Origin of the sequence: Pantoea sp. Aalb (assembly GCF_009829985.1) — a bacterium.
GTDB lineage: Bacteria > Pseudomonadota > Gammaproteobacteria > Enterobacterales > Enterobacteriaceae > SZZU01.
Window position 1 is genome coordinate 176,605 of record NZ_SZZU01000001.1, and the last position, 19,475, is coordinate 196,079.

Annotated in this window: 17 protein-coding genes; 11 read left to right on the forward strand and 6 right to left on the reverse strand. The window is 27.0% G+C overall.

All coding sequences use genetic code 11. The features are described 5' to 3' along the window. Window positions 1-984 precede the first annotated feature (984 nt). Complete coding sequence (gene hda, locus FD728_RS00670; RefSeq protein ID WP_159934456.1) at window positions 985-1,695, forward strand: DnaA inactivator Hda; 711 nt, start codon at window positions 985-987, stop codon at window positions 1,693-1,695. Between the two features lie 302 nt (window positions 1,696-1,997). On the opposite strand, the gene bcp is transcribed toward hda, so the two are convergent. Beyond that, window positions 1,998-2,477, reverse strand: coding sequence for a thioredoxin-dependent thiol peroxidase (bcp, locus tag FD728_RS00675; protein WP_159933803.1), 480 nt, complete (start codon window positions 2,475-2,477; stop codon window positions 1,998-2,000). Between the two features lie 625 nt (window positions 2,478-3,102). On the opposite strand from bcp, the gene dapA reads away from it, so the two are divergent. The 3 genes from dapA to purC all read left to right on the forward strand — a co-directional run bounded on the left by dapA (window position 3,103) and on the right by purC (window position 5,068). Beyond that, the gene (gene dapA / locus FD728_RS00680) at window positions 3,103-3,981 is read left to right on the forward strand and encodes a 4-hydroxy-tetrahydrodipicolinate synthase (protein ID WP_159933805.1); all 879 of its coding nucleotides are present in this window, start codon (window positions 3,103-3,105) and stop codon (window positions 3,979-3,981) included. Between the two features lie 15 nt (window positions 3,982-3,996). Further along, entirely contained in the window at window positions 3,997-4,245 is a 249-nt protein-coding gene (bamC, locus tag FD728_RS00685; RefSeq protein WP_159933807.1) for an outer membrane protein assembly factor BamC, read from the forward strand. Between the two features lie 109 nt (window positions 4,246-4,354). Beyond that, a complete protein-coding gene (gene purC, locus FD728_RS00690; protein ID WP_159933809.1) occupies window positions 4,355-5,068 on the forward strand; it encodes a phosphoribosylaminoimidazolesuccinocarboxamide synthase in 714 nt (237 codons plus the stop codon). Window positions 5,069-5,415: 347 nt separating this feature from the next. On the opposite strand, the gene FD728_RS00695 is transcribed toward purC, so the two are convergent. Together FD728_RS00695 and dapE are read right to left on the reverse strand one after the other, a co-directional pair. Then, complete coding sequence (locus tag FD728_RS00695) at window positions 5,416-5,613, reverse strand: hypothetical protein (protein ID WP_159933811.1); 198 nt, start codon at window positions 5,611-5,613, stop codon at window positions 5,416-5,418. A gap of 29 nt (window positions 5,614-5,642) precedes the next feature. Beyond that, complete coding sequence (gene dapE, locus FD728_RS00700) at window positions 5,643-6,770, reverse strand: succinyl-diaminopimelate desuccinylase (protein WP_159933813.1); 1,128 nt, start codon at window positions 6,768-6,770, stop codon at window positions 5,643-5,645. 391 nt (window positions 6,771-7,161) lie between these two features. Here dapE and FD728_RS00705 point away from each other — a divergent pair, with 391 nt between their 5' ends. Continuing rightward, on the forward strand, window positions 7,162-7,380 hold the full coding sequence (locus FD728_RS00705; protein ID WP_159933815.1) for a hypothetical protein: 219 nt from the start codon (window positions 7,162-7,164) through the stop codon (window positions 7,378-7,380). 62 nt (window positions 7,381-7,442) lie between these two features. On the opposite strand, the gene FD728_RS00710 is transcribed toward FD728_RS00705, so the two are convergent. Both FD728_RS00710 and tal read right to left on the reverse strand, forming a co-directional pair. After that, window positions 7,443-7,655 carry a serine hydrolase gene (locus tag FD728_RS00710; RefSeq protein WP_159933817.1) on the reverse strand — a complete coding sequence of 71 codons (213 nt, stop codon included), beginning with the start codon at window positions 7,653-7,655 and terminating at the stop codon, window positions 7,443-7,445. 641 nt (window positions 7,656-8,296) lie between these two features. Beyond that, the gene (tal, locus tag FD728_RS00715) at window positions 8,297-9,256 is read right to left on the reverse strand and encodes a transaldolase (protein WP_159933819.1); all 960 of its coding nucleotides are present in this window, start codon (window positions 9,254-9,256) and stop codon (window positions 8,297-8,299) included. A 298-nt stretch (window positions 9,257-9,554) separates the two neighbouring features. Here tal and maeB point away from each other — a divergent pair, with 298 nt between their 5' ends. The 5 genes from maeB to cysA all read left to right on the forward strand — a co-directional run bounded on the left by maeB (window position 9,555) and on the right by cysA (window position 16,821). Beyond that, complete coding sequence (gene maeB, locus FD728_RS00720; protein ID WP_159933821.1) at window positions 9,555-11,843, forward strand: NADP-dependent oxaloacetate-decarboxylating malate dehydrogenase; 2,289 nt, start codon at window positions 9,555-9,557, stop codon at window positions 11,841-11,843. A 1,157-nt stretch (window positions 11,844-13,000) separates the two neighbouring features. Next, window positions 13,001-14,020, forward strand: a complete 1,020-nt coding sequence (cysP, locus tag FD728_RS00725; protein WP_159933823.1) for a thiosulfate ABC transporter substrate-binding protein CysP — start codon at window positions 13,001-13,003, stop codon at window positions 14,018-14,020. Then, complete coding sequence (gene cysT, locus FD728_RS00730; protein ID WP_159933825.1) at window positions 14,020-14,850, forward strand: sulfate/thiosulfate ABC transporter permease CysT; 831 nt, start codon at window positions 14,020-14,022, stop codon at window positions 14,848-14,850. The genes cysP and cysT overlap by 1 nt, the downstream gene beginning before the upstream one ends. A 2-nt stretch (window positions 14,851-14,852) precedes the next feature. After that, window positions 14,853-15,686, forward strand: a complete 834-nt coding sequence (cysW, locus tag FD728_RS00735) for a sulfate/thiosulfate ABC transporter permease CysW (RefSeq protein ID WP_159933827.1) — start codon at window positions 14,853-14,855, stop codon at window positions 15,684-15,686. Between the two features lie 31 nt (window positions 15,687-15,717). Continuing rightward, window positions 15,718-16,821, forward strand: a complete 1,104-nt coding sequence (gene cysA, locus FD728_RS00740; RefSeq protein WP_159933829.1) for a sulfate/thiosulfate ABC transporter ATP-binding protein CysA — start codon at window positions 15,718-15,720, stop codon at window positions 16,819-16,821. Between the two features lie 218 nt (window positions 16,822-17,039). On the opposite strand, the gene cysK is transcribed toward cysA, so the two are convergent. Then, window positions 17,040-18,005: a cysteine synthase A gene (cysK, locus tag FD728_RS00745; protein WP_159933831.1), complete on the reverse strand. Its 966-nt coding sequence runs from the start codon at window positions 18,003-18,005 to the stop codon at window positions 17,040-17,042. A 425-nt stretch (window positions 18,006-18,430) separates the two neighbouring features. Between cysK and zipA the strand changes: the two genes are divergently transcribed. Further along, window positions 18,431-19,414: a cell division protein ZipA gene (zipA, locus tag FD728_RS00750; protein ID WP_159933833.1), complete on the forward strand. Its 984-nt coding sequence runs from the start codon at window positions 18,431-18,433 to the stop codon at window positions 19,412-19,414. The last annotated feature ends 61 nt before the right edge of the window (window positions 19,415-19,475 follow it).

Sequence of the window (19,475 nt, forward strand, 5' to 3'; positions counted from 1 at the left end):
TTCTTGTAAATATATTTATTTTTTTAAAAATTGAGTCAGTATATTATATGTACACAATAGAAGATGTATCGTAAATATATTAATATGTGCAATACATCTTCTTAAAAAGAAGAATCCATATTTTTATTAAGACATCTATCTTTTTTATATATAAAAATAAATAAAAAATAATTATTAATTGAAGATCTTTATTTATCAAAGAAATTTTATTTATATTATTCAATAATAAATAATTTAATATAAATATATGTACTACATATATTTATATTAAATTAAATTAAGCTAAAAATCTAGACTTATTAATTTTTAAAAGTTATGATTTACAATCAATAATAATTATACCAAATATTTTTTAAAAAATTAAAATAACTAAAGTTTATTTATTAGATACACATAAGTTTATTTATTAGATACACATATATATATTTTATTTCTTTAATATAAATCAATTGATAAAAATAGTTAACATAATAATGTTTATATTATTTCACTTATAAGATAATTCATAAAGTTCAATCAAGAACATAAAAATACTTTCTTTATTAGGTTTTATTTACATTATTGACTATAATCTATTATAAAAAATATTATTAATTAATTATTTAAATACTTTAAGAAATATTTTTGAAAATTACATTTTTCCTTAAAAAAATGCAGTATTTAAGGAGAGTATTTATTATTTTTTAAATAAATCATTAATTATAACGGAATAACTAATTACTTTTACCTTAATGAGTTATGGCAATTCAGGAATTAATTGATGAGTGATAAATCACTAAAATACCATATTATTATAAACTTTTTTAGTATTAGATTATTACTAATAATGCTATCTTATTTATTACGTGATTCTATTCTATTAAAGGTACATAGTTATTATAAAAGCAAACTAAGCAAACTGCAGTATAATTTGTATCGATATCTATTTTTAATAATTAATATATATTCTTATAATTTTCGGCTAATGCATCTTCAGAGGTCTTTCTGAACATACCTTTACAACTCGTTCTTCCACTCTATTTATCTGATGACGAGACTTTTGCTAGTTTCTGGCCAGGAAAAAATTTGTCTCTTCTTTCAGCAGTACAAAGAGCACTATTACATAGACATAGTGATGCTAACTATTTTTATGTATGGTCACGCGAAGGTGGAGGTCGTAGCCATTTATTGCATGCTGCTTGTGCTGAAATGTCATCACAAGGTGAAGCTGTTGGTTATGTGCCATTAGATAAACGTACTTGGTTTGTACCTGAAGTTTTAGTAGGGATGGAATACCTAGCTTTAGTATGTATTGATAATATAGAATGTATTATTGGTGAAACTGAATGGGAAATGGCAATTTTTAATCTATATAATCGTATTTTAGAAATTGGAAAAAATTGTTTACTAATGATTACTAGTGATCGTCCTCCGCATCAGCTTAATTTAGATTTACCAGATTTGACATCACGTCTTTATTGGGGACAAATCTATCGCTTGCATCCATTATCTGATGAAGATAAGTTACAGGCAATGAAGTTGCGCGCTGAATTACGTGGATTTGAATTATCAGAAGATGTCGGACGTTTTTTATTGAAACGTCTTGATCGTCAAATACGTACATTATTTAATACACTTAATCGTCTTGATAATGCCTCAATTAGCGCACAACGTAAATTAACTATTCCATTTGTTAAAGAAGTATTGAAACTTTAAATCGTTATTATATAGATATAATCTTATAAAGATTAGTCAATATGATTACATATATAAAGATTCTAAAATTCTTATAATATCTTGTACATTTTTCTTTTATTTAGGATATTAACGACCTATTAAATATAATCCATGTATTTACTCAGTATTTACTTTTATTAAAAAAGTAGCACTAATATCTACTTTAAATTATTTTTTTGTAAACTTTTTAAAAACTAATTTTACATAATTTTTAAAATTTTATAGGTCGTATTTAAATACTATTTTTTAAATATCCTACTCAGATTAAAATATATTTAATATTAACCAAAACAATCATGATTTTTTAAGTATTCTAAAATTATACTATGATGATTGGAAGTTTTAAACTTATCAAATACTTTTTCTACTTTACCATCATTATCAATTAAAAAAGAAACACGGTGAATACCATTATAAGTTTTACCCATAAAAGTTTTTTCACCCCATACTCCAAATTGTTCACATACTTTGTGATCTACATCTGATAATAATGTAAAATTTAATACTTCTTTCTCAGCAAAAAGTAAAAGTTTTTCTTTATTATCAGTACTTATACCAATTACTTCTACACCAGCTTTTTTAATTTCTTCCATATTATCACGTAGACCACAGGCTTGGATGGTACAACCTGGTGTCATTGCTTTAGGATAGAAATAAATTAATACACGTTGTCCTTTGAAATCAATTAATTTTACTTTTTCTCCATCTTGATCAGGCAAAATAAATTTTGGTGCTGTATCACCAACTTTTAAGGCTTTCATTATATTTCTCCATTTTTAGAATAATTTTAGAACAATTATGTAGGTGATATATCATCATGATAAAAATTACTAGATTCAATTTAATATAAGAATTATTTTTTAATTTTTTAATTTTTTAATTGCTTAAACTAAGAGCATAACTCTAAGACTTATTAAGTTATACTACTAAAATATAATAATTTTTAATTACTTTTGGCTTATAAAAAATAATTCCGGTGTATTTTACTTTAAGGTATAATGTAAAGTTTATTTAATAAGTAGATAGTACATTTAATAATTAATAAATAATCATTATTAAGTAATATTAATAGAAATCAATATATTGTTTTTATTTAGTATTGTATATATATATATAATAATATACTTAATCAAATATTTATAACTGAATATTTTTAATTAAAAATAAAATATATAATTTCATTTGAGTTCAGATATTATTAAATTATACCTAATAATATTATTAAGATGATTATCTTACTATAAATAACCCGATATGGCAGTATATATGTTAAATATGCTTATAAAAAAATATGAAGATATAATTCATTATTATGATTATAGTCTTAGTTTTTTATTTAAATATACAAAATAATATGAAATATTTATGTTTTTCGGGGGATTTTCAATGTTTAATGGAAGTATTGTTGCACTTATTACTCCAATGGACGATAAAGGTAAAATTTGTCGTATAAGTTTAAAAAAATTAATTAATTATCATATAGCTAATGGTACTACAGCTATTGTTTCTGTTGGTACTACTGGTGAATCAGCTACACTTAGTCATGACGAACATATTAGTGTAGTTATGATGACATTAGATTTATCTAATGGTCGTATTCCTATTATTGCAGGAACTGGTGCAAATTCTACTGCTGAAGGTATATCTTTAACAAAAAGTTTTAATAATACGGGCATAGCTGCTTGTCTTACTGTTACTCCATATTATAACCGTCCAACACAAGATGGTTTATATCAACACTTTAGAGCTATTGCAAATAATACTGATTTACCTCAGATACTATATAATGTACCGTTACGAACTGGTTGTGATATGCTCCCTGAAACTATAGCTCGATTAGCCGAAATAAAAAATATTATTGGAATTAAAGAAGCAAGTGGTAATTTATCGCGATTTAGTCAAATTCAAGAATTAGTTGATAATAATTTTATATTGTTAAGTGGTGATGATGCTAATGCACTAGATTCTATGCGATTAGGTAGTAAAGGTGTCATTTCAGTTACAGCTAATATTGCTGCACATGATATGGCACAATTATGTGCATTAGCACAGCAAGGTAATTTACCTGAAGCACGTTGTTTAAACCAACGTCTTATGCCTTTACATCAAATGCTTTTTTGTGAACCTAATCCTATACCTGTTAAATGGGCTGCAAAACAATTAGGATTAATAGCCCAAGATACGTTACGTTTGCCAATGACTCCTCTTACTAATTCTGGCCAAATAAAAATTACTCAGGCAATGATTAAAGCAGGTCTAATATAAATTAAGGTAACAATAATGTATTTATTTAAACGTGTAACGTTAGTTTTCTGCACTTTAATTTTGTTGTCATCGTGCTTTAATGAACAAAATTATAGTCGTAAATTTAGTACTAATGAATCTTACTTACAAACTTTTACACCATATACTTTAAAGATTCCTAAAGGTATAACTTTACCTTTAAAAAATGAAGAGTATGATATACCAAATAAAATAATTAATGGTCCTTTAGGGAAAAAACTTGATATCCGTCCGCCAAAACATTAACTGTGCTAAGAATATACTAATAAAATAAATATCATTTTATTTAAACATTGTTTATTAGGTATCAGAAAATATTAATTAATATAATTTATTTTATGTTTGGATTAAAAAGATGCAAAAAAGAAATGAGTTATATAGAGGTAAGGCAAAAACTCTATATAGCACGGATAACCCAGAACTATTGATACTTGAATTTCGTAATGATACATCATCAGGAAATGGTATACGAATCGAACAATTTGATCGTAAGGGAATAATAAATAATAAATTAAATAGTTTTTTTATGATGAAACTAGAGGAAGCATTTATTCCTACACAAATCGAAAAATTATTATCAGATAATGAAGTTTTAGTGAAAAAATTAAAAATGTTTCCAGTAGAATGTATATTACGTAATCGTATAGCTGGATCATTGTCAAAAAGATTAGGCATGGAAGAGGGAGTAATTTTAAATCCTCCATTATTTGAACTTTTTCTTAAAAATGATGCAAAACATGATCCAATGATCAATGAATCTTACTGTAATACTTTTAATTGGGTAAGTACTAAAGATTTAGAGAAAATACGTGAGTTAACTTATAATATAAATAATATATTAGTTAATATTTTTAATAGTGTTGATCTTATTCTAGTCGATTTTAAATTAGAATTCGGTCTGTTTAAAGGAGAAGTAATATTAGGAGATGAAGTGTCATTAGACGTTATGCGTTTATGGGATAAAACTACTATGAATAAAATGGATAAAGATCGTTTTCGTCAAAATTTAGGCGGTTTAATTGAAGCTTATGAAGCTGTAGCATATCGTTTAGGAGTTAATATTTATTAATAAATATTAAATTTAATTTAAAGATATAAAAAATTAATTTTTAATAATCTAATTACAAAATAATAAATATAGAAATATACGACTAATTTATTTTTTTAGAAAAATTACCATTAAACTAAATTAGTATTATTTTAATATTTAGATTTTAAATCTAATTTGAATTCTTATGTTTTCTTATATATCATAGATAAAATCTTTATAATTTTAAATTTTAAACTAGTAATTTATCAATTAGATAATTAATTATTAATACTAATTTAGTATTAATGTACTAATAATGAAAGCGTGCAATGTAAGTTCATTGAACGCTCAAAATTTAAATATATTTATATTTTATAAATAATCATTTAATCATTTTTTCTATTAGTAGTATGATGTTGATCATTTATTTTATTTTTATTAAAAGTATCGCGTCTGTTTAAATCATTTTTGTTAGTTATATACTTTTTATAGTCGATCTTCTTTAGATCTTCATATGTATTTATTAAAACACCTATAATTAATGCTAGGATAAAGATCCACCAATAGTCTTTTAATAATTCCATATATTTTACCTCGCTTTTTTCACTTGTTATCAAGTAATTAACTGTTCCATTATTCTTTTATACATGTGACTCAATTTCTGTAATTCAGTTATTTTTACACATTCATCAATTTTATGGATAGTATAATTTACAGGGCCAAGTTCTATTACTTGTTCAGCTATTTTTATGATAAACCGTCCATCAGAAGTACCTCCATTAGTTAATATTTTAGGTTTAATTTTATTATAATACATAATGGAATTAATTACGGCATCCATCAATTCACCGTTAGATGTTAGAAATGGTTGACCTGAAATATTCCATGTAATTGAATAACATAATTGGTGGCGATTAAGTAATTTAGTTACATGCTCCTTGATCATTTGATCTGTCAATTCAGTATTAAAACGAAAGTTGAATTGTAAAAAAAGTTCACCCGGAATAACATTATTATTACCAACACCAGCTTGTATATTAGCTATTTGCATACTTGTTGGTGGAAAAAAATTATTTCCTAGATCCCACTTTGTTTCTATTAATTCGTTTAACACAGGGATTGCTCTGTGTACTGGATTATCAGCTAAATCTGGATAAGCTGCATGACCCTGTACACCATATACGGTTAAATTAGCTGTTATTGAGCCGCGTCTACCATTTTTTATTGCATCACCTACAAATTTAATACTAGAAGGTTCACCTATTAAACAATATGCTACCTGTTCATTACGTTCAATAAGATATTCAACTACTTTTGATGTACCATTTAAAGCATTACTTTCTTCATCAGAGGTAATTAAAAATGCTAATCTTTCTTTATGATTGGGGTGTTGTATCACAAATTGCTCAACTGCAACTATCATTGCTGCTAATGAACCTTTCATATCAGCAGCACCACGGCCAAACAATATTTCATTTCTAATAGTTGGCTCGAAAGGAGGAGTAGTCCAGAGATTAGTATTACCAGGCGATACAACATCAGTATGGCCTGCAAATACTAGTGTTTTACCTTTACCACGAGTAGCCCAAAAATTTTGAGTGTCTTTAATATTTATTCGTTCAATAGAAAATCCAATATTTTTTAAACGTGCAATTAATAAATCTTGACATCCAGCATCATTAGGGCTAAGAGATGGACGACGGATAAGTTGCTGAGCTAATTCAATAACAGGACATAACATATTATAATTGCCCCTAAAAAATTACTTAATATGGCAAATAGTTATTATGGCAAATAATTATTTTAGTATTTTAATATTATTCTAATATTGTTCTACAGTATTAGAAGTTTATAGTATCTATTAAAATAGATGAAATACTTAAATTAAATAATAACATCCATCTTTCTATATTTTTTTATACTAAATCCAACTATTAAAAAATATACTATTATTAGTAATATTTTCTGATATACTTATATTTTTATACAAAACATCATAATGAAAAATAATAAGTGTAATTATAAATAATCATCATATTATATATTACATTAAGATATTAATTTATAAAATATTGATTTATTTGATAAATATTTTAGTTATAATAATTTTTATTTTTTTATAAGTTCGGCTCATGTATTCAGGTGTAGAATATATCCCACTGCTACCTGTAGCAGCTATAGTATTACTGCATAGACTAGCTTCTAGCGCTGGAATCATCAAGCGTCGACATTGTTCTATTGAAGGTATAAAAGTAGTGTTTCTCATTTTTAATGGACGGGTAACTAGTTGTTTTAGAAATTCTGGATGTCATAAATTAGCTGCCTTAGATACTGTATCAATTAGTAAGTAATAACCTAAATTAGAATAATTTGCATATAATCCAAATATATTTTTTAATTCGGCTTTTTATAACTATTTCCAACAAACTAATTTAGTTGACAAAACAAAAACCTGACGATGTATTTTACCTCTTGGCTGTTCTCTTGGAAGACTACTAGTATGTTTAGATAAGTGAATTAAACTAATCGGTCGACCGTTAAAAGTAGGTACGTGCATACTAAAAGGTGTATACTTACTTAATGGATCGTTAAGATGAGTCTGACCACGCTCATCTATTTTTACCATAATTATTGGTAATCCTTGAAGCTAATAATGGATTAGAAGAAGCTTAAACAATGCCTTTTAAAAAACTAAAGATATTATAAAAGATGATGCTAATAAAAGCATACATCTTTTATTTAATGCAATAATTCTATTATTAAAGAAAATATTATTTATATATTTAAAACACTTAATAAATAATAATAATAATAATAATAATTTTTCATCATATATTTAAAGGTATAAGCAATTTACATATTGATAATGTTAATTACTTATTTTATAACATTAGTTTTATATATGTATTAGTATAATTTAAGAGAAAAGTTATACTAACTATAGTATATTTGTGTACATTTAAATTGAATATTATTTCAAAATAATATAGAGGTTTAATGTAATTATTTTAAGCTTATTATTTTTTAATATTTAATTTATTTAAACTCCTAGAAACTATTCTTCTATGAAATTTTCATTACATTTAATAATTCAAAAAAATATTATTTTTATAATTAATATATGTATTTTACATATTTAATCATTAAGCGATTAGTCTTAATTGGTAAATGGTTTATTTTATACTGTTTTTAGTATTATACTATATATCTTTATTTTGATATTAATTGAGAATAACATTCCTTCTAGGAAGGAAGGTATTTTTATAATTAATTAAACAGATAATTTGCTAACATATCTTCTAATTTTTTCTGATCTATTGCAAATTGCCTAATACCATCAGATAATTTTTCTACAGCCATAGAATCTTGATTATGCTCCCAATAAAATTCTGCTTGAGACAGTGGTGATAAAGGTCTATGGAAACATTCAATAGATGGCATTAGCTTGCGTATTACAGGTATGTGATTATTGGCTAATTCTTGTAATAATTTAGGTGATATAGTAAGTTTATCACATCCTGCTAAAGCTAAGATTTGCTCTATTTTACGAAAACTTGCACCCATTATAATTGTATTATAACGATATTTTTTATAGTAATTATAAATGCGATGTATTGATTTTACACCCCAATCTTTATCAACATCATATGGTTCTAAAGGTTGACGCATGTTATACCAATCATAAATACGTCCTACAAATGGGGAAATTAGATATACATTAGCTTCAGCGCAAGCGCGTGCTTGTGCAAAAGAAAATAGTAAAGTAAGATTACATTGAATTTCTTTTTTTTGTAATTCTTCAGCAGCTTTAATCCCTTCCCAAGTTGAAGCTAATTTAATCAAAATACGAGAACGATTAATACCATACTCTTCATACATACTTATTAATTTCTCTGCTTTAATAATACACATGTTACGATCAAAAGATAATCGAGCATCTATTTCAGTTGATACACGCCCCGGTATATTTTTAAGTATCTCCATACCTATGTTAACAGCTACTTTATCACTTGCATTAATAGTTTGTGTCTCTTTATTTCCACCTTGTCTTTTAGCATATTGTATAGCGTCATTAATTAAGTATTTATAAGCATGAAAATTAGCAGCTTTAAGAATTAATGAAGGATTAGTAGTTGCGTCTTCAGGATGATAATGTCGAATAGATTCAATATCTCCACTATCTGCTACTACTGTAGAGAACTGTCTTAATGCGTCTAGTTGGTTCATTTCTCAACTCCATTACTTAGTAATAAATAATATTTATAAAGATAAAATCTTTATTAGGTTAATTTAAAATAATTTGACAATTGTTATACTTACTTTTAAGTGAACATTTAATTTTAAAAACATAGTATCCATTACATGATTTAAATAATTAAAAGATTATAAGAATCACATCTATTGTTAAAATAATATGTAATTTATTACAATCTGTGATTTATAAAAATTTTTAAATTTGTATACCATCTTTTGCGCTGTTAATACTTATAATAAATCTTTTTTAAACTGTGCAAAAGGATTATCAATGGATAATGAATTAAAACAAAGTGCTCTTGATTTTCATCAATATCCTTCACCTGGCAAAATTCAAGTATCACCTACTAAACCACTAGCAACACAGCGTGATTTAGCATTAGCATATTCACCAGGAGTTGCCGTACCATGTTTAGCAATTAAAAAAAATGTTTTAGACGCACATAAATATACTGCTCGTGGAAACTTAGTAGCGGTAATATCTAATGGCACTGCTGTACTGGGTCTTGGCAATATAGGAGCACTAGCTAGTAAACCTGTAATGGAAGGAAAAGGAGTATTATTTAAAAAATTTGCAGGCATTGATGTTTTTGATATTGAAATAAACGAAAATAATCCTGATAAACTTATTGAAATAATAACTTCCTTAGAACCTACTTTTGGTGGTATTAATCTAGAAGATATTAAAGCACCAGAATGCTTTTATATTGAGAAATCTTTAAGAGAACGTATGAATATACCAGTATTTCATGATGATCAACACGGTACTGCTATTATTTGTACTGCTGCTGTACTCAATGCTTTATTAATCGTAAATAAAAAAATTTCTAATGTACGACTAGTCGTTTCTGGAGCAGGTGCTTCTGCCATTGCTTGTCTTAATTTACTAGTTGCATTAGGAATGAATAAAAATAATATTATAGTATGTGATTCTAAAGGAGTTATCTATCTTGGACGAGAACCAAATTTAACAGTTACAAAGAAAAATTATGCAATAAAAGATAATGGTTCTCGAACTATAGATGACGTAATTAAAGATGCTGATATTTTTCTTGGTTGCTCAGGACCTAAAGTATTAACTCCAGAGATGGTAAAAAAAATGGCTCGAGATCCATTGATCTTAGCTTTAGCTAATCCAGAACCTGAAATTATGCCTCCATTAGCTAAACAAGTACGTCCAGATGCTATTATCTGTACTGGTCGTTCTGATTTTGCTAATCAGGTAAATAATGTACTTTGTTTCCCTTTTATTTTTCGAGGTGCACTAGATGTAGGAGCAACAGCGATTAATGAAGAAATGAAGTTAGCAACAGTACATGCTATTGCTGCATTAGCACAAGCAGAACATAGCGATATTGTCGCATCTGCTTATGAAGATCAAAATTTAGATTTTGGTATTGAATATTTAATTCCTAAACCGTTTGATCCTCGTTTAATAGTACAGATCGCACCTGCTGTAGCAAAAGCAGCGATGGATTCTGGTGTAGCTACTAAACCTATTGATGATTTTGATATATATCGCGAAAAGCTTACTGAATTTGTTTATAAAACAAATTTATTTATGAAGCCTATTTTCTCCCAGGCCCGTAAAGATCCAAAGTACGTAGTATTAGCAGAAGGAGAAGAAGTTCGTGTATTACATGCTACTCAGGAATTAGTATCGTTAAAATTAGCTAAACCTATTTTAATTGGACGTCCTAATGTAATTATTATGCGTTTAAAAAAACAAGGATTAAAAATAGAACCTGGTAAAGATTTTGAAATTGTTAATAATGAATCAGATCCACGTTTTAAAGAATATTGGAATGAATATTATCAAATAATGAAAAGACGTGGTGTAACACCAGAAACAGCACAACGTGCAGTAATTGGAAATCCAACATTAATTGGTGCTCTTATGGTTCATCGTGGTGAAGCAGATGCAATGATCTGTGGCACTATCGGAGACTATCGAGAACATTATGATATAGTAGAAAAAGTTTTTGGATTTAGAGATGATGTAAAGGTAGCTGGTGCAATGAATGCACTTTTATTACCTAGTGGTAATACTTTTATCGCTGATACATATGTAAATGAAGATCCAAGTTCCGAACAATTAGTAGATATTACATTATTAGCAGCCGAAACAGTACGTCGTTTTGGAATAGAACCACGTGTAGCTCTTTTATCTCATTCTAGTTTCGGTACATCAAATGCTATTGGAGCATGTAAAATGCGTACAGTATTAGAAATAATTAAGAATCGTATGCCTGAACTAGAAATTGATGGTGAGATGCATGGTGATGCAGCATTAGTAGAAAGTATACGTCGTGAATTAATGCCTGATAGTCCTCTCAAAGGTAGTGCTAACTTACTCATTATGCCTAATGTTGAAGCAGCAAGAATTAGCTATAATTTATTACGAGTTTCTTATTCAGAAGGTGTTACTGTAGGACCGGTACTCATGGGTATTAGTAAACCAGTACATATATTAACAAGAATTTCTTCCGTAAGACGTATTGTTAATATGGTCTCTTTAGCAGTTGTAGAAGCCCAAAGTCATATCGTTGTAAATTTATAATAAATTTATACTGACGACTAACCTGTCGTCAGTATAAAAAAAATTTATTATTAAATAATAATTATTTATTTTAACAATTCTTTTACCGATAAAAAATATCGTATAAAATTACTTCAGTTGTTCTGAGTTCAGGTTGACAATCATTTTTCTAAAGTACTAAAGCTAGTATTGACATAAGAATAGATGTATTTCGTACATCAGTTTGTAGACTAAATAGTCTACTTTGGTCGTATAATAAATTTCTACATAATTGAAATTGACGTTCACGATTACCTCATGTTAGTAATTTATATTTTTGTACTATGAGGAAATATGCTTGAGGAAAACCTTTACTAATTTCTTTTGTAAAATAAAAATAATAATAAAAATCTAGACTATTCATATCATCGCAAAATAATCCACCTATTCCACGCTATTCATTATAATCATTTAAATAAAAATAGTTATTACACCATTGTTATATCGAGAATATATTTTATTTCTAAATAGTTGACATAAATTAAAAACTATTTGATACCAATGTTTTAGTATCATAGAAGTAAGAAAATAAGAAAAATGGAATCTAGCTTATTCAAGTACTATTCTCGCATTAAATAAACAACTACATCCATTACTAGCATTAGAATATTTCTAATAATTTAATTTAATATATTATTTTCATAAAGAATAAAATTCTAAAAAATTAAATAAGTAAAAGACTATTAATTATGTTAAATTACTATTAAGATTTATATTATCTTGTAATAAAACCTTTTAGGCTATATATCAATTCTATAATTTGAACTATTTAATATTAATATTGAATTTAAATTTCTACTATTCAAGAAATACTTCAAATATATCATAAATATATAAAATATTTTATTAATATCTATTATGTATTTTTATCCTTATTTTTATCCTTTTTTAATAATTTTATACTTTATAAAGTATTTTATCTTTTAAATGAACTTATTAAACAATTAATGAATATTACATTTAGTATATATAGCTATTCATTATAATAAGAATTTATATTCTATATTCAAGGCTTATTCTTTTAAAAAATTTAAAATCCCTAAAAGATATATAAAATTATTGGTAATTTATTTAAAGTTATAAATACACTGATAACATCTAATATTATTGCTGTAATAAATATTTTAATAAGGTACAATATGACACTAATTGTGTTAAGAAAATTTCTTGCTAGTATCATACTTTCACTAATAATAGTACAAGCAGTACAAGCAACATCCTTGCTTAATAGCTCATATGACGTTGCACGTGAATTATTTAGTGCTCTTAATGTTAATTTTAAACAACAATGGGATATTATTCATCCACATAATAAGTTAATTATTAGACAGTCTCATGCTGGTTCTTCTAAACAAGCGTTGGCTATATTACAAGGACTACATGCAGATGTTGTTACTTACGATCAAGTAACAGATGTACAAGTATTACATACTATAGGTAATCTTATTCCTTCAAATTGGCAAAATCGCCTGCCAAATAATAGTTCTCCTTTTTATTCAACTATGGCTTTTTTGGTACGTAAAGGTAATCCAAAACACATTTACGATTGGTTAGATTTAGTACGTAATAATGTAAAATTAATTTTCCCAAATCCAATGACGTCAGGTAATGGTCGTTATACTTATCTTGCTGCTTGGGGTGCAATAAATCGTACTAATGGTAATAATAAAAATAAAACTGAAGCTTTTATGGTAAAATTGCTTAAAAATGTAGAAGTATTTGACACTGGTGGTCGTGCTGCTAGTACTACTTTTGCTGAACATGGTTTAGGAGATGTTCTGATCAGCTTTGAATCTGAAGTCAATAATATTCATAATCAATATATCAAAGATCAATATGAAGTAATTGTCCCTAAAATAAACATTCTTGCTGAATTTCCAGTAACTTGGATAGATAAAAATGTCAAACATAATGGAACTATAGAAGTTGCCAAAGCCTATTTAAAATATCTTTATACATATGATGCTCAAAAAATTATTACTAGTTTTTATTATAGAGTTAATAATAATCGTATCATGGAAAAATACAAAAAAGTTTTTCCTCAAGTATTACTTTTTAATGTAAATGATACTTTTGGTGGATGGGATAATGTAATGAAAATTCATTTCTCTAATGGAGGTGAGTTAAGTAAATTACTAGCAATAGGACATAATTTATAATGTTTGTCCCAATAAGAAAAAATGTTTTACCTGGTTTTGGATTGAGTTTAGGTACTAGTCTTTTATTTATTTACTTAATTTTACTACTTCCTATTAGTGCACTAATAATGCAATTATCCAAAATTACTTTTTTACAATACTGGAAAATTATTACTAGTCCTCAATTAATTGCTGCCTATAAAATAACATTTTTATCAGCAGGTATAGCATCAGTTTTTAATGCATTTTTCGGTATGCTGATGGCTTGGATTTTAACACGCTATCGCTTTCCTGGTCGTACATTGCTTGATTATTTAATTGATTTACCATTTGCATTACCTACTGCAGTATCAGGTTTAACGTTAGCAGGACTATTTTCAATAAATGGATGGTACGGTCAATTCTTAAAGCCCCTTAATATTAAGGTATCATATACCTGGCTTGGTATTGTAGTAGCTATGCTTTTTACTAGTATTCCTTTTGTAGTTCGTACTGTACAACCAGTATTAGAAGAATTAAGTTTAGAATATGAAGAAGCTGCACAAACTTTAGGTGCAAGTTCATGGCAAATATTTCGTAGGGTCATACTTCCAGAATTAGCTCCTGCTCTTCTATCGGGTACTGTATTATCTTTCATTCGTAGTCTTGGTGAATTTGGAACTGTAATATTTATTGCTGGTAATATTGCATGGAAAACTGAAGTTATATCACTCATGATTTTTATGAGATTACAAGAATTTGACTATATAACAGCTAGTGCTATAGCTTCAGTAATTTTAGCAGTTTCTTTATTATTACTATTTATAATTAATTCATTACAAAGTAACTTTGGATATCGTTTAGGAAACTAGCAATGGTTAATATTTCGAAATTAAATTTTGTTCATAATCACCATTCTAAGATAATTCAATGGTTACTTATTAGTATTGGAATTATAATTTCTATATTATTATTAGTAGTTCCTATAATTTTTATTTTTTGGGAATCATTAAATCAAGGCATTATTATATTTATTAATAATTTAAAAGATAGAGACATGTTACATGCTATTTGGTTAACTGTTTTAATATCACTTATTACTGTTCCAGTTAACTTATTTTTTGGCACTATGTTAGCATGGTTAGTAACACGTTTTATTTTTCCTGGACGTCAGTTACTTTTAACTTTATTTGATATTCCCTTTGCCGTATCACCGGTTGTAGTAGGTTTAATGTATCTCTTGTTTTGGGGTATTAATGGACCGGTTGGTCATTGGCTTGATATGAATAATATTCAAATTATGTTTGCGTGGCCTGGTATAGTATTAGTTACAATTTTTATTACATGCCCATTTATAGTACGTGAACTAGTACCGATAATGCTTAGCCAAGGATGCCATGAAGATGAAGCTGCAGTATTATTAGGAGCATCTGGTTGGAAAATGTTTTGGTATGTCACATTGCCAAATATTCGTTGGGCATTGATTTATGGTGTTGTATTAGTAAATGCTCGAGCAATTGGCGAATTTGGAGCAGTTTCAGTAGTATCTGGTTCAATTCGCGGTGAAACTTATACTTTACCACTTCAAGTAGAATTATTACATCAAGATTATAATATTATAGGTGCTTTTACTGCTGCAGCGTTAATGACGTTAATGACTATTATAATTTTATTTTTAAAAGGTTTCATTCAGTGGCGGTTAAAATAGAAATAATCAAATAACCAGCCGGAGAGTTATTGTGGGTATTAAAATTCAACAAATTAATAAAGTATTTGGTAGTATTACTGTATTAAATAATATTGACTTAAGTATCTCTTCAGGACAAATGGTAGCTTTATTAGGGCCATCTGGATCTGGTAAAACTACTCTTTTACGTATTATCGCTGGATTAGAGCATCAAAATAGTGGTAGCATTTATTTTAATGGCAAGGATATTAGTGGCCTACATGCACGTGATCGACAAGTAGGATTTGTATTTCAACATTATGCACTCTTTAGACATATGACGGTATTTGATAACATTGCTTTTGGATTAAAGATATTACCACGCTGTAAGAGACCATCTAAAACTAAAATCAAAGAACTTGTAATGAATTTAATAGAAATGGTACACCTTTCCCATTTATCACAACGTTTTCCATCGCAGCTTTCTGGTGGGCAAAAACAACGAGTAGCTTTAGCACGGGCATTAGCAATAGAGCCACAAATTTTATTACTTGATGAACCATTTGGTGCTCTTGATGAACAAGTGCGTAAAGAACTACGTCGATGGTTACGTAAATTACATGAAGAATTAAAATTTACTAGTGTATTTGTAACTCATGATCAAGAAGAAGCTATGGAAGTAGCTAATATTGTAGTTGTGATGCGCCAAGGAAATATTGAACAAGTAGGTATACCAGATGAAGTATGGCGTAAACCAGCAACTCGTTTTGTACTTGAATTTCTTGGGGATATTAATCGTTTTGATGCTAAAATGTATGGTTCAAAATTTTATGTTGCTGCCTATCATTGGTCTTTAGGTTATATACCATCGTATCAAGGAGATATAGAACTTTTATTACGTCCTTGGGAGATTGATATCTCTCGTCAAAGTAATCTTGATACTCCTTTACCAGTACATGTAATAGAAATTAGACCTCGCGGTCACTTTTGGCAATTAATGGTTCAGCCGATTGATTGGAATGGACAACCTTTTTCTGTAATTTATGATGATGAAAATATTCAACCAATCTATGGAGAACGTCTATTTATTGGTTTACAGCAAGCAAGGCTTTATCATGGAAGCATACAGTTACGTTCTGACAAGGCTTTATCATGGAAGCATACAGTTACATTATGATCTTTTTTCTAGAATATTTTAATTTTTAATAATTGTTTAGAAAAAATATATTTAAATACTATACATATTAAAATAAGTTAAAAATTACTATTAATTAATTTAAAACTATTAATAAAGATTACATAAATAACTTTTTAAATAATACGTAAAATAAATTTTATTTTTTATAATTAAAATTATTATGAATTCTAGTATATGAAAGTAATTATTTATAATTATTAATTACTTTTTTCGATACAAACTTCATCAAACAAGGTTGTGCTTAAATACCTTTCACTAGAAGACGGCAATATCACAACAAGATTTTTATTTTGAAAATTTTTATTTTTTTGCAATTTTAATGCCCCTGCAACTGCTGCACCAGAAGAAATACCTGCTAAAATTCCTTCTTTTTGCATTAATAATTTTGCAGTATTAATAGCTTCTTCATTAGTTATAGTTACAACATGATCAATAAGTTTTAGGTCAAGATTAGTTGGAATAAAACCAGCACCAATTCCTTGAATTTTATGTGGACCAGGTTTTATATCTTGTCCTGCTAAAGTTTGGGATATCACTGGTGAATCAGTAGGTTCTACTGCAACAGTTACCATATTTGTTTTACCTTGGGTATTCTTAATATAACGGCTTATACCGGTAATAGTTCCACCAGTACCAACACCAGAAATTAATACTTCTATTCTACCATCTGTGTCTTCCCATATTTCTGGACCAGTTGTTTTTTCATGAATAGCTGGATTAGCTGGATTACTAAATTGCCGCAATAAAATGTATTTATCTATATTATTTGCTAATATCTCTTCAGCTTTTATAATAGCGCCTTTCATTCCTTTCGTACCGTCTGTTAATATCAAATTTGCTCCTAAAGCTTTCAATAATTTACGTCGTTCAATTGACATTGTTTCTGGCATAGTTAATGTTAATTTATAACCTCTTGCAGCGGCTACGTAAGCAAGAGCGATACCGGTATTCCCGCTAGTTGCTTCGATTAATTCGATGCCTGGTTTTAACCTTTTATGTTTTTCTGCATCCCAAATCATATTAGCGCCAATGCGACACTTAACACTGAAACTCGGATTACGAGATTCAATTTTAGCTAAAAGATAACCATTACCAATATGATTTAATCTAACTAAAGGAGTACGACCGATTGTTAAAGAATTATCTTCATAAATTTTACTCATAATCTATCCTAAAATGATAAAAATAAGTATTAAATAATTTCATATTATATATACATCTTATTTTAAATTAGAAAAAGAAATCTTATATCTAAGATAGACTTTACAAATATAAAGACTTAAGTAAATATATTATCCTCATTTAATATTTACGATACATTCTACAGTCTTCGTATGTATGGATTTATAAATAAAGTAGATTACTTAATTAAAAAAATTTAATCGATGTAAATAAAAAATTAATACATTTAACATCTATTATTAATTTTTTAATATATAAAATGTTTATTTTTATTTTATTTTATTTTATTTTATTAAAAATAATACTAATATTTTTTTAGAAAGATTGATTCTTAAATATAATTATATTACTTATGTAATAAAACCAATGATATAGTAAATATTATCAAAAAATAGAGAATATAATAATGATGCAAGATTTGCGTCTAATTTTAATAGTGATTGGATCGATTATTATAGTAGTATTATTTTGTCATAAATTATGTATTAACCGAATATACTTATTTACTTTATTTAAAAATTTCAAAAATAGATTTATGAAAAATAGTAAAGAGATAGAACAAAATATTTCCAATAATAAAAACAGTGTTAGAGAAATTCGAATTTGTAAAAAAAATGCATATGATTTTAGTATAGTTTTTCCTACTACTTTATTTACTAGTAACTTGTATATGCCTAATATTAGGCTGTATCAACATGGGTTATATGACAAAATACCACTATGTAACGAAAAATTTTTATATGATAAATTCAAAATGTATCAATACATCATATCGAATGAATATTCAATAAATAAATCAAGTACTAAATTAGAACATAAAGAGATTAACTTAATTAATTCTTTAATGAATAAAAAATCATCTTCAGAAAAAAAAAATCAAGAACTTGAAACTATATCTATATTTAACAAAAACAAATATGCATATTTAAATTTACCTACATTATCTTCTCAGCATACTATAGGTAGTAAGAAAGAAGAAAAATTAATATTAATATTGCACGTTGTCGCTAATAACAGGCGAAAAATTAATGGAGAAGTTCTTCTTCAAATTATTTTACAAGCAGGATTTAAGTTTGGTGATATGAATATATTTCATCGTCATCTTAATCCATCAGGAAGTGGACCTATATTATTTAGTTTGGCAAATATAGTAGAACCTGGAATTTTTAATCCAAGTAGAATGAATAACTTTACTACCCCTGGCATATCTATATTCATGGTATTACCTTCATACGGAGATGCAAATCAGAACTTTAAATTAATGTTACAATCAGCACATTTTATAGCTAAAGATATTAATGGTATAGTTTTAGATGATGAACGTTATATAATGACGACAAAAAAAATTAAAATTTATAAAGAACGTATTTTTAAAAGTATGAATAGATAATTTAAAGTATATTAATAAGATTTTAAAAATATCATTTTCAGATTTTGTATTTAATAGAGAA

Excerpts from the sequence above, each read along its gene's own strand:
- FD728_RS00705 (WP_159933815.1), top strand. The coding sequence starts at position 7,162 with ATGTATTCAGGTGTAGAATATATCCCACTGCTACCTGTAGCAGCTATA.
- bamC (WP_159933807.1), top strand. The coding sequence starts at position 3,997 with ATGTATTTATTTAAACGTGTAACGTTAGTTTTCTGCACTTTAATTTTG.
- cysT (WP_159933825.1), top strand. The coding sequence starts at position 14,020 with ATGTTTGTCCCAATAAGAAAAAATGTTTTACCTGGTTTTGGATTGAGT.
- cysW (WP_159933827.1), top strand. The coding sequence starts at position 14,853 with ATGGTTAATATTTCGAAATTAAATTTTGTTCATAATCACCATTCTAAG.
- dapA (WP_159933805.1), top strand. The coding sequence starts at position 3,103 with ATGTTTAATGGAAGTATTGTTGCACTTATTACTCCAATGGACGATAAA.
- zipA (WP_159933833.1), top strand. The coding sequence starts at position 18,431 with ATGATGCAAGATTTGCGTCTAATTTTAATAGTGATTGGATCGATTATT.
- FD728_RS00710 (WP_159933817.1), bottom strand. The coding sequence starts at position 7,655 with ATGGTAAAAATAGATGAGCGTGGTCAGACTCATCTTAACGATCCATTA.
- purC (WP_159933809.1), top strand. The coding sequence starts at position 4,355 with ATGCAAAAAAGAAATGAGTTATATAGAGGTAAGGCAAAAACTCTATAT.
- FD728_RS00695 (WP_159933811.1), bottom strand. The coding sequence starts at position 5,613 with ATGGAATTATTAAAAGACTATTGGTGGATCTTTATCCTAGCATTAATT.
- cysK (WP_159933831.1), bottom strand. The coding sequence starts at position 18,005 with ATGAGTAAAATTTATGAAGATAATTCTTTAACAATCGGTCGTACTCCT.
- tal (WP_159933819.1), bottom strand. The coding sequence starts at position 9,256 with ATGAACCAACTAGACGCATTAAGACAGTTCTCTACAGTAGTAGCAGAT.
- dapE (WP_159933813.1), bottom strand. The coding sequence starts at position 6,770 with ATGTTATGTCCTGTTATTGAATTAGCTCAGCAACTTATCCGTCGTCCA.
- bcp (WP_159933803.1), bottom strand. The coding sequence starts at position 2,477 with ATGAAAGCCTTAAAAGTTGGTGATACAGCACCAAAATTTATTTTGCCT.
- cysP (WP_159933823.1), top strand. The coding sequence starts at position 13,001 with ATGACACTAATTGTGTTAAGAAAATTTCTTGCTAGTATCATACTTTCA.
- maeB (WP_159933821.1), top strand. The coding sequence starts at position 9,555 with ATGGATAATGAATTAAAACAAAGTGCTCTTGATTTTCATCAATATCCT.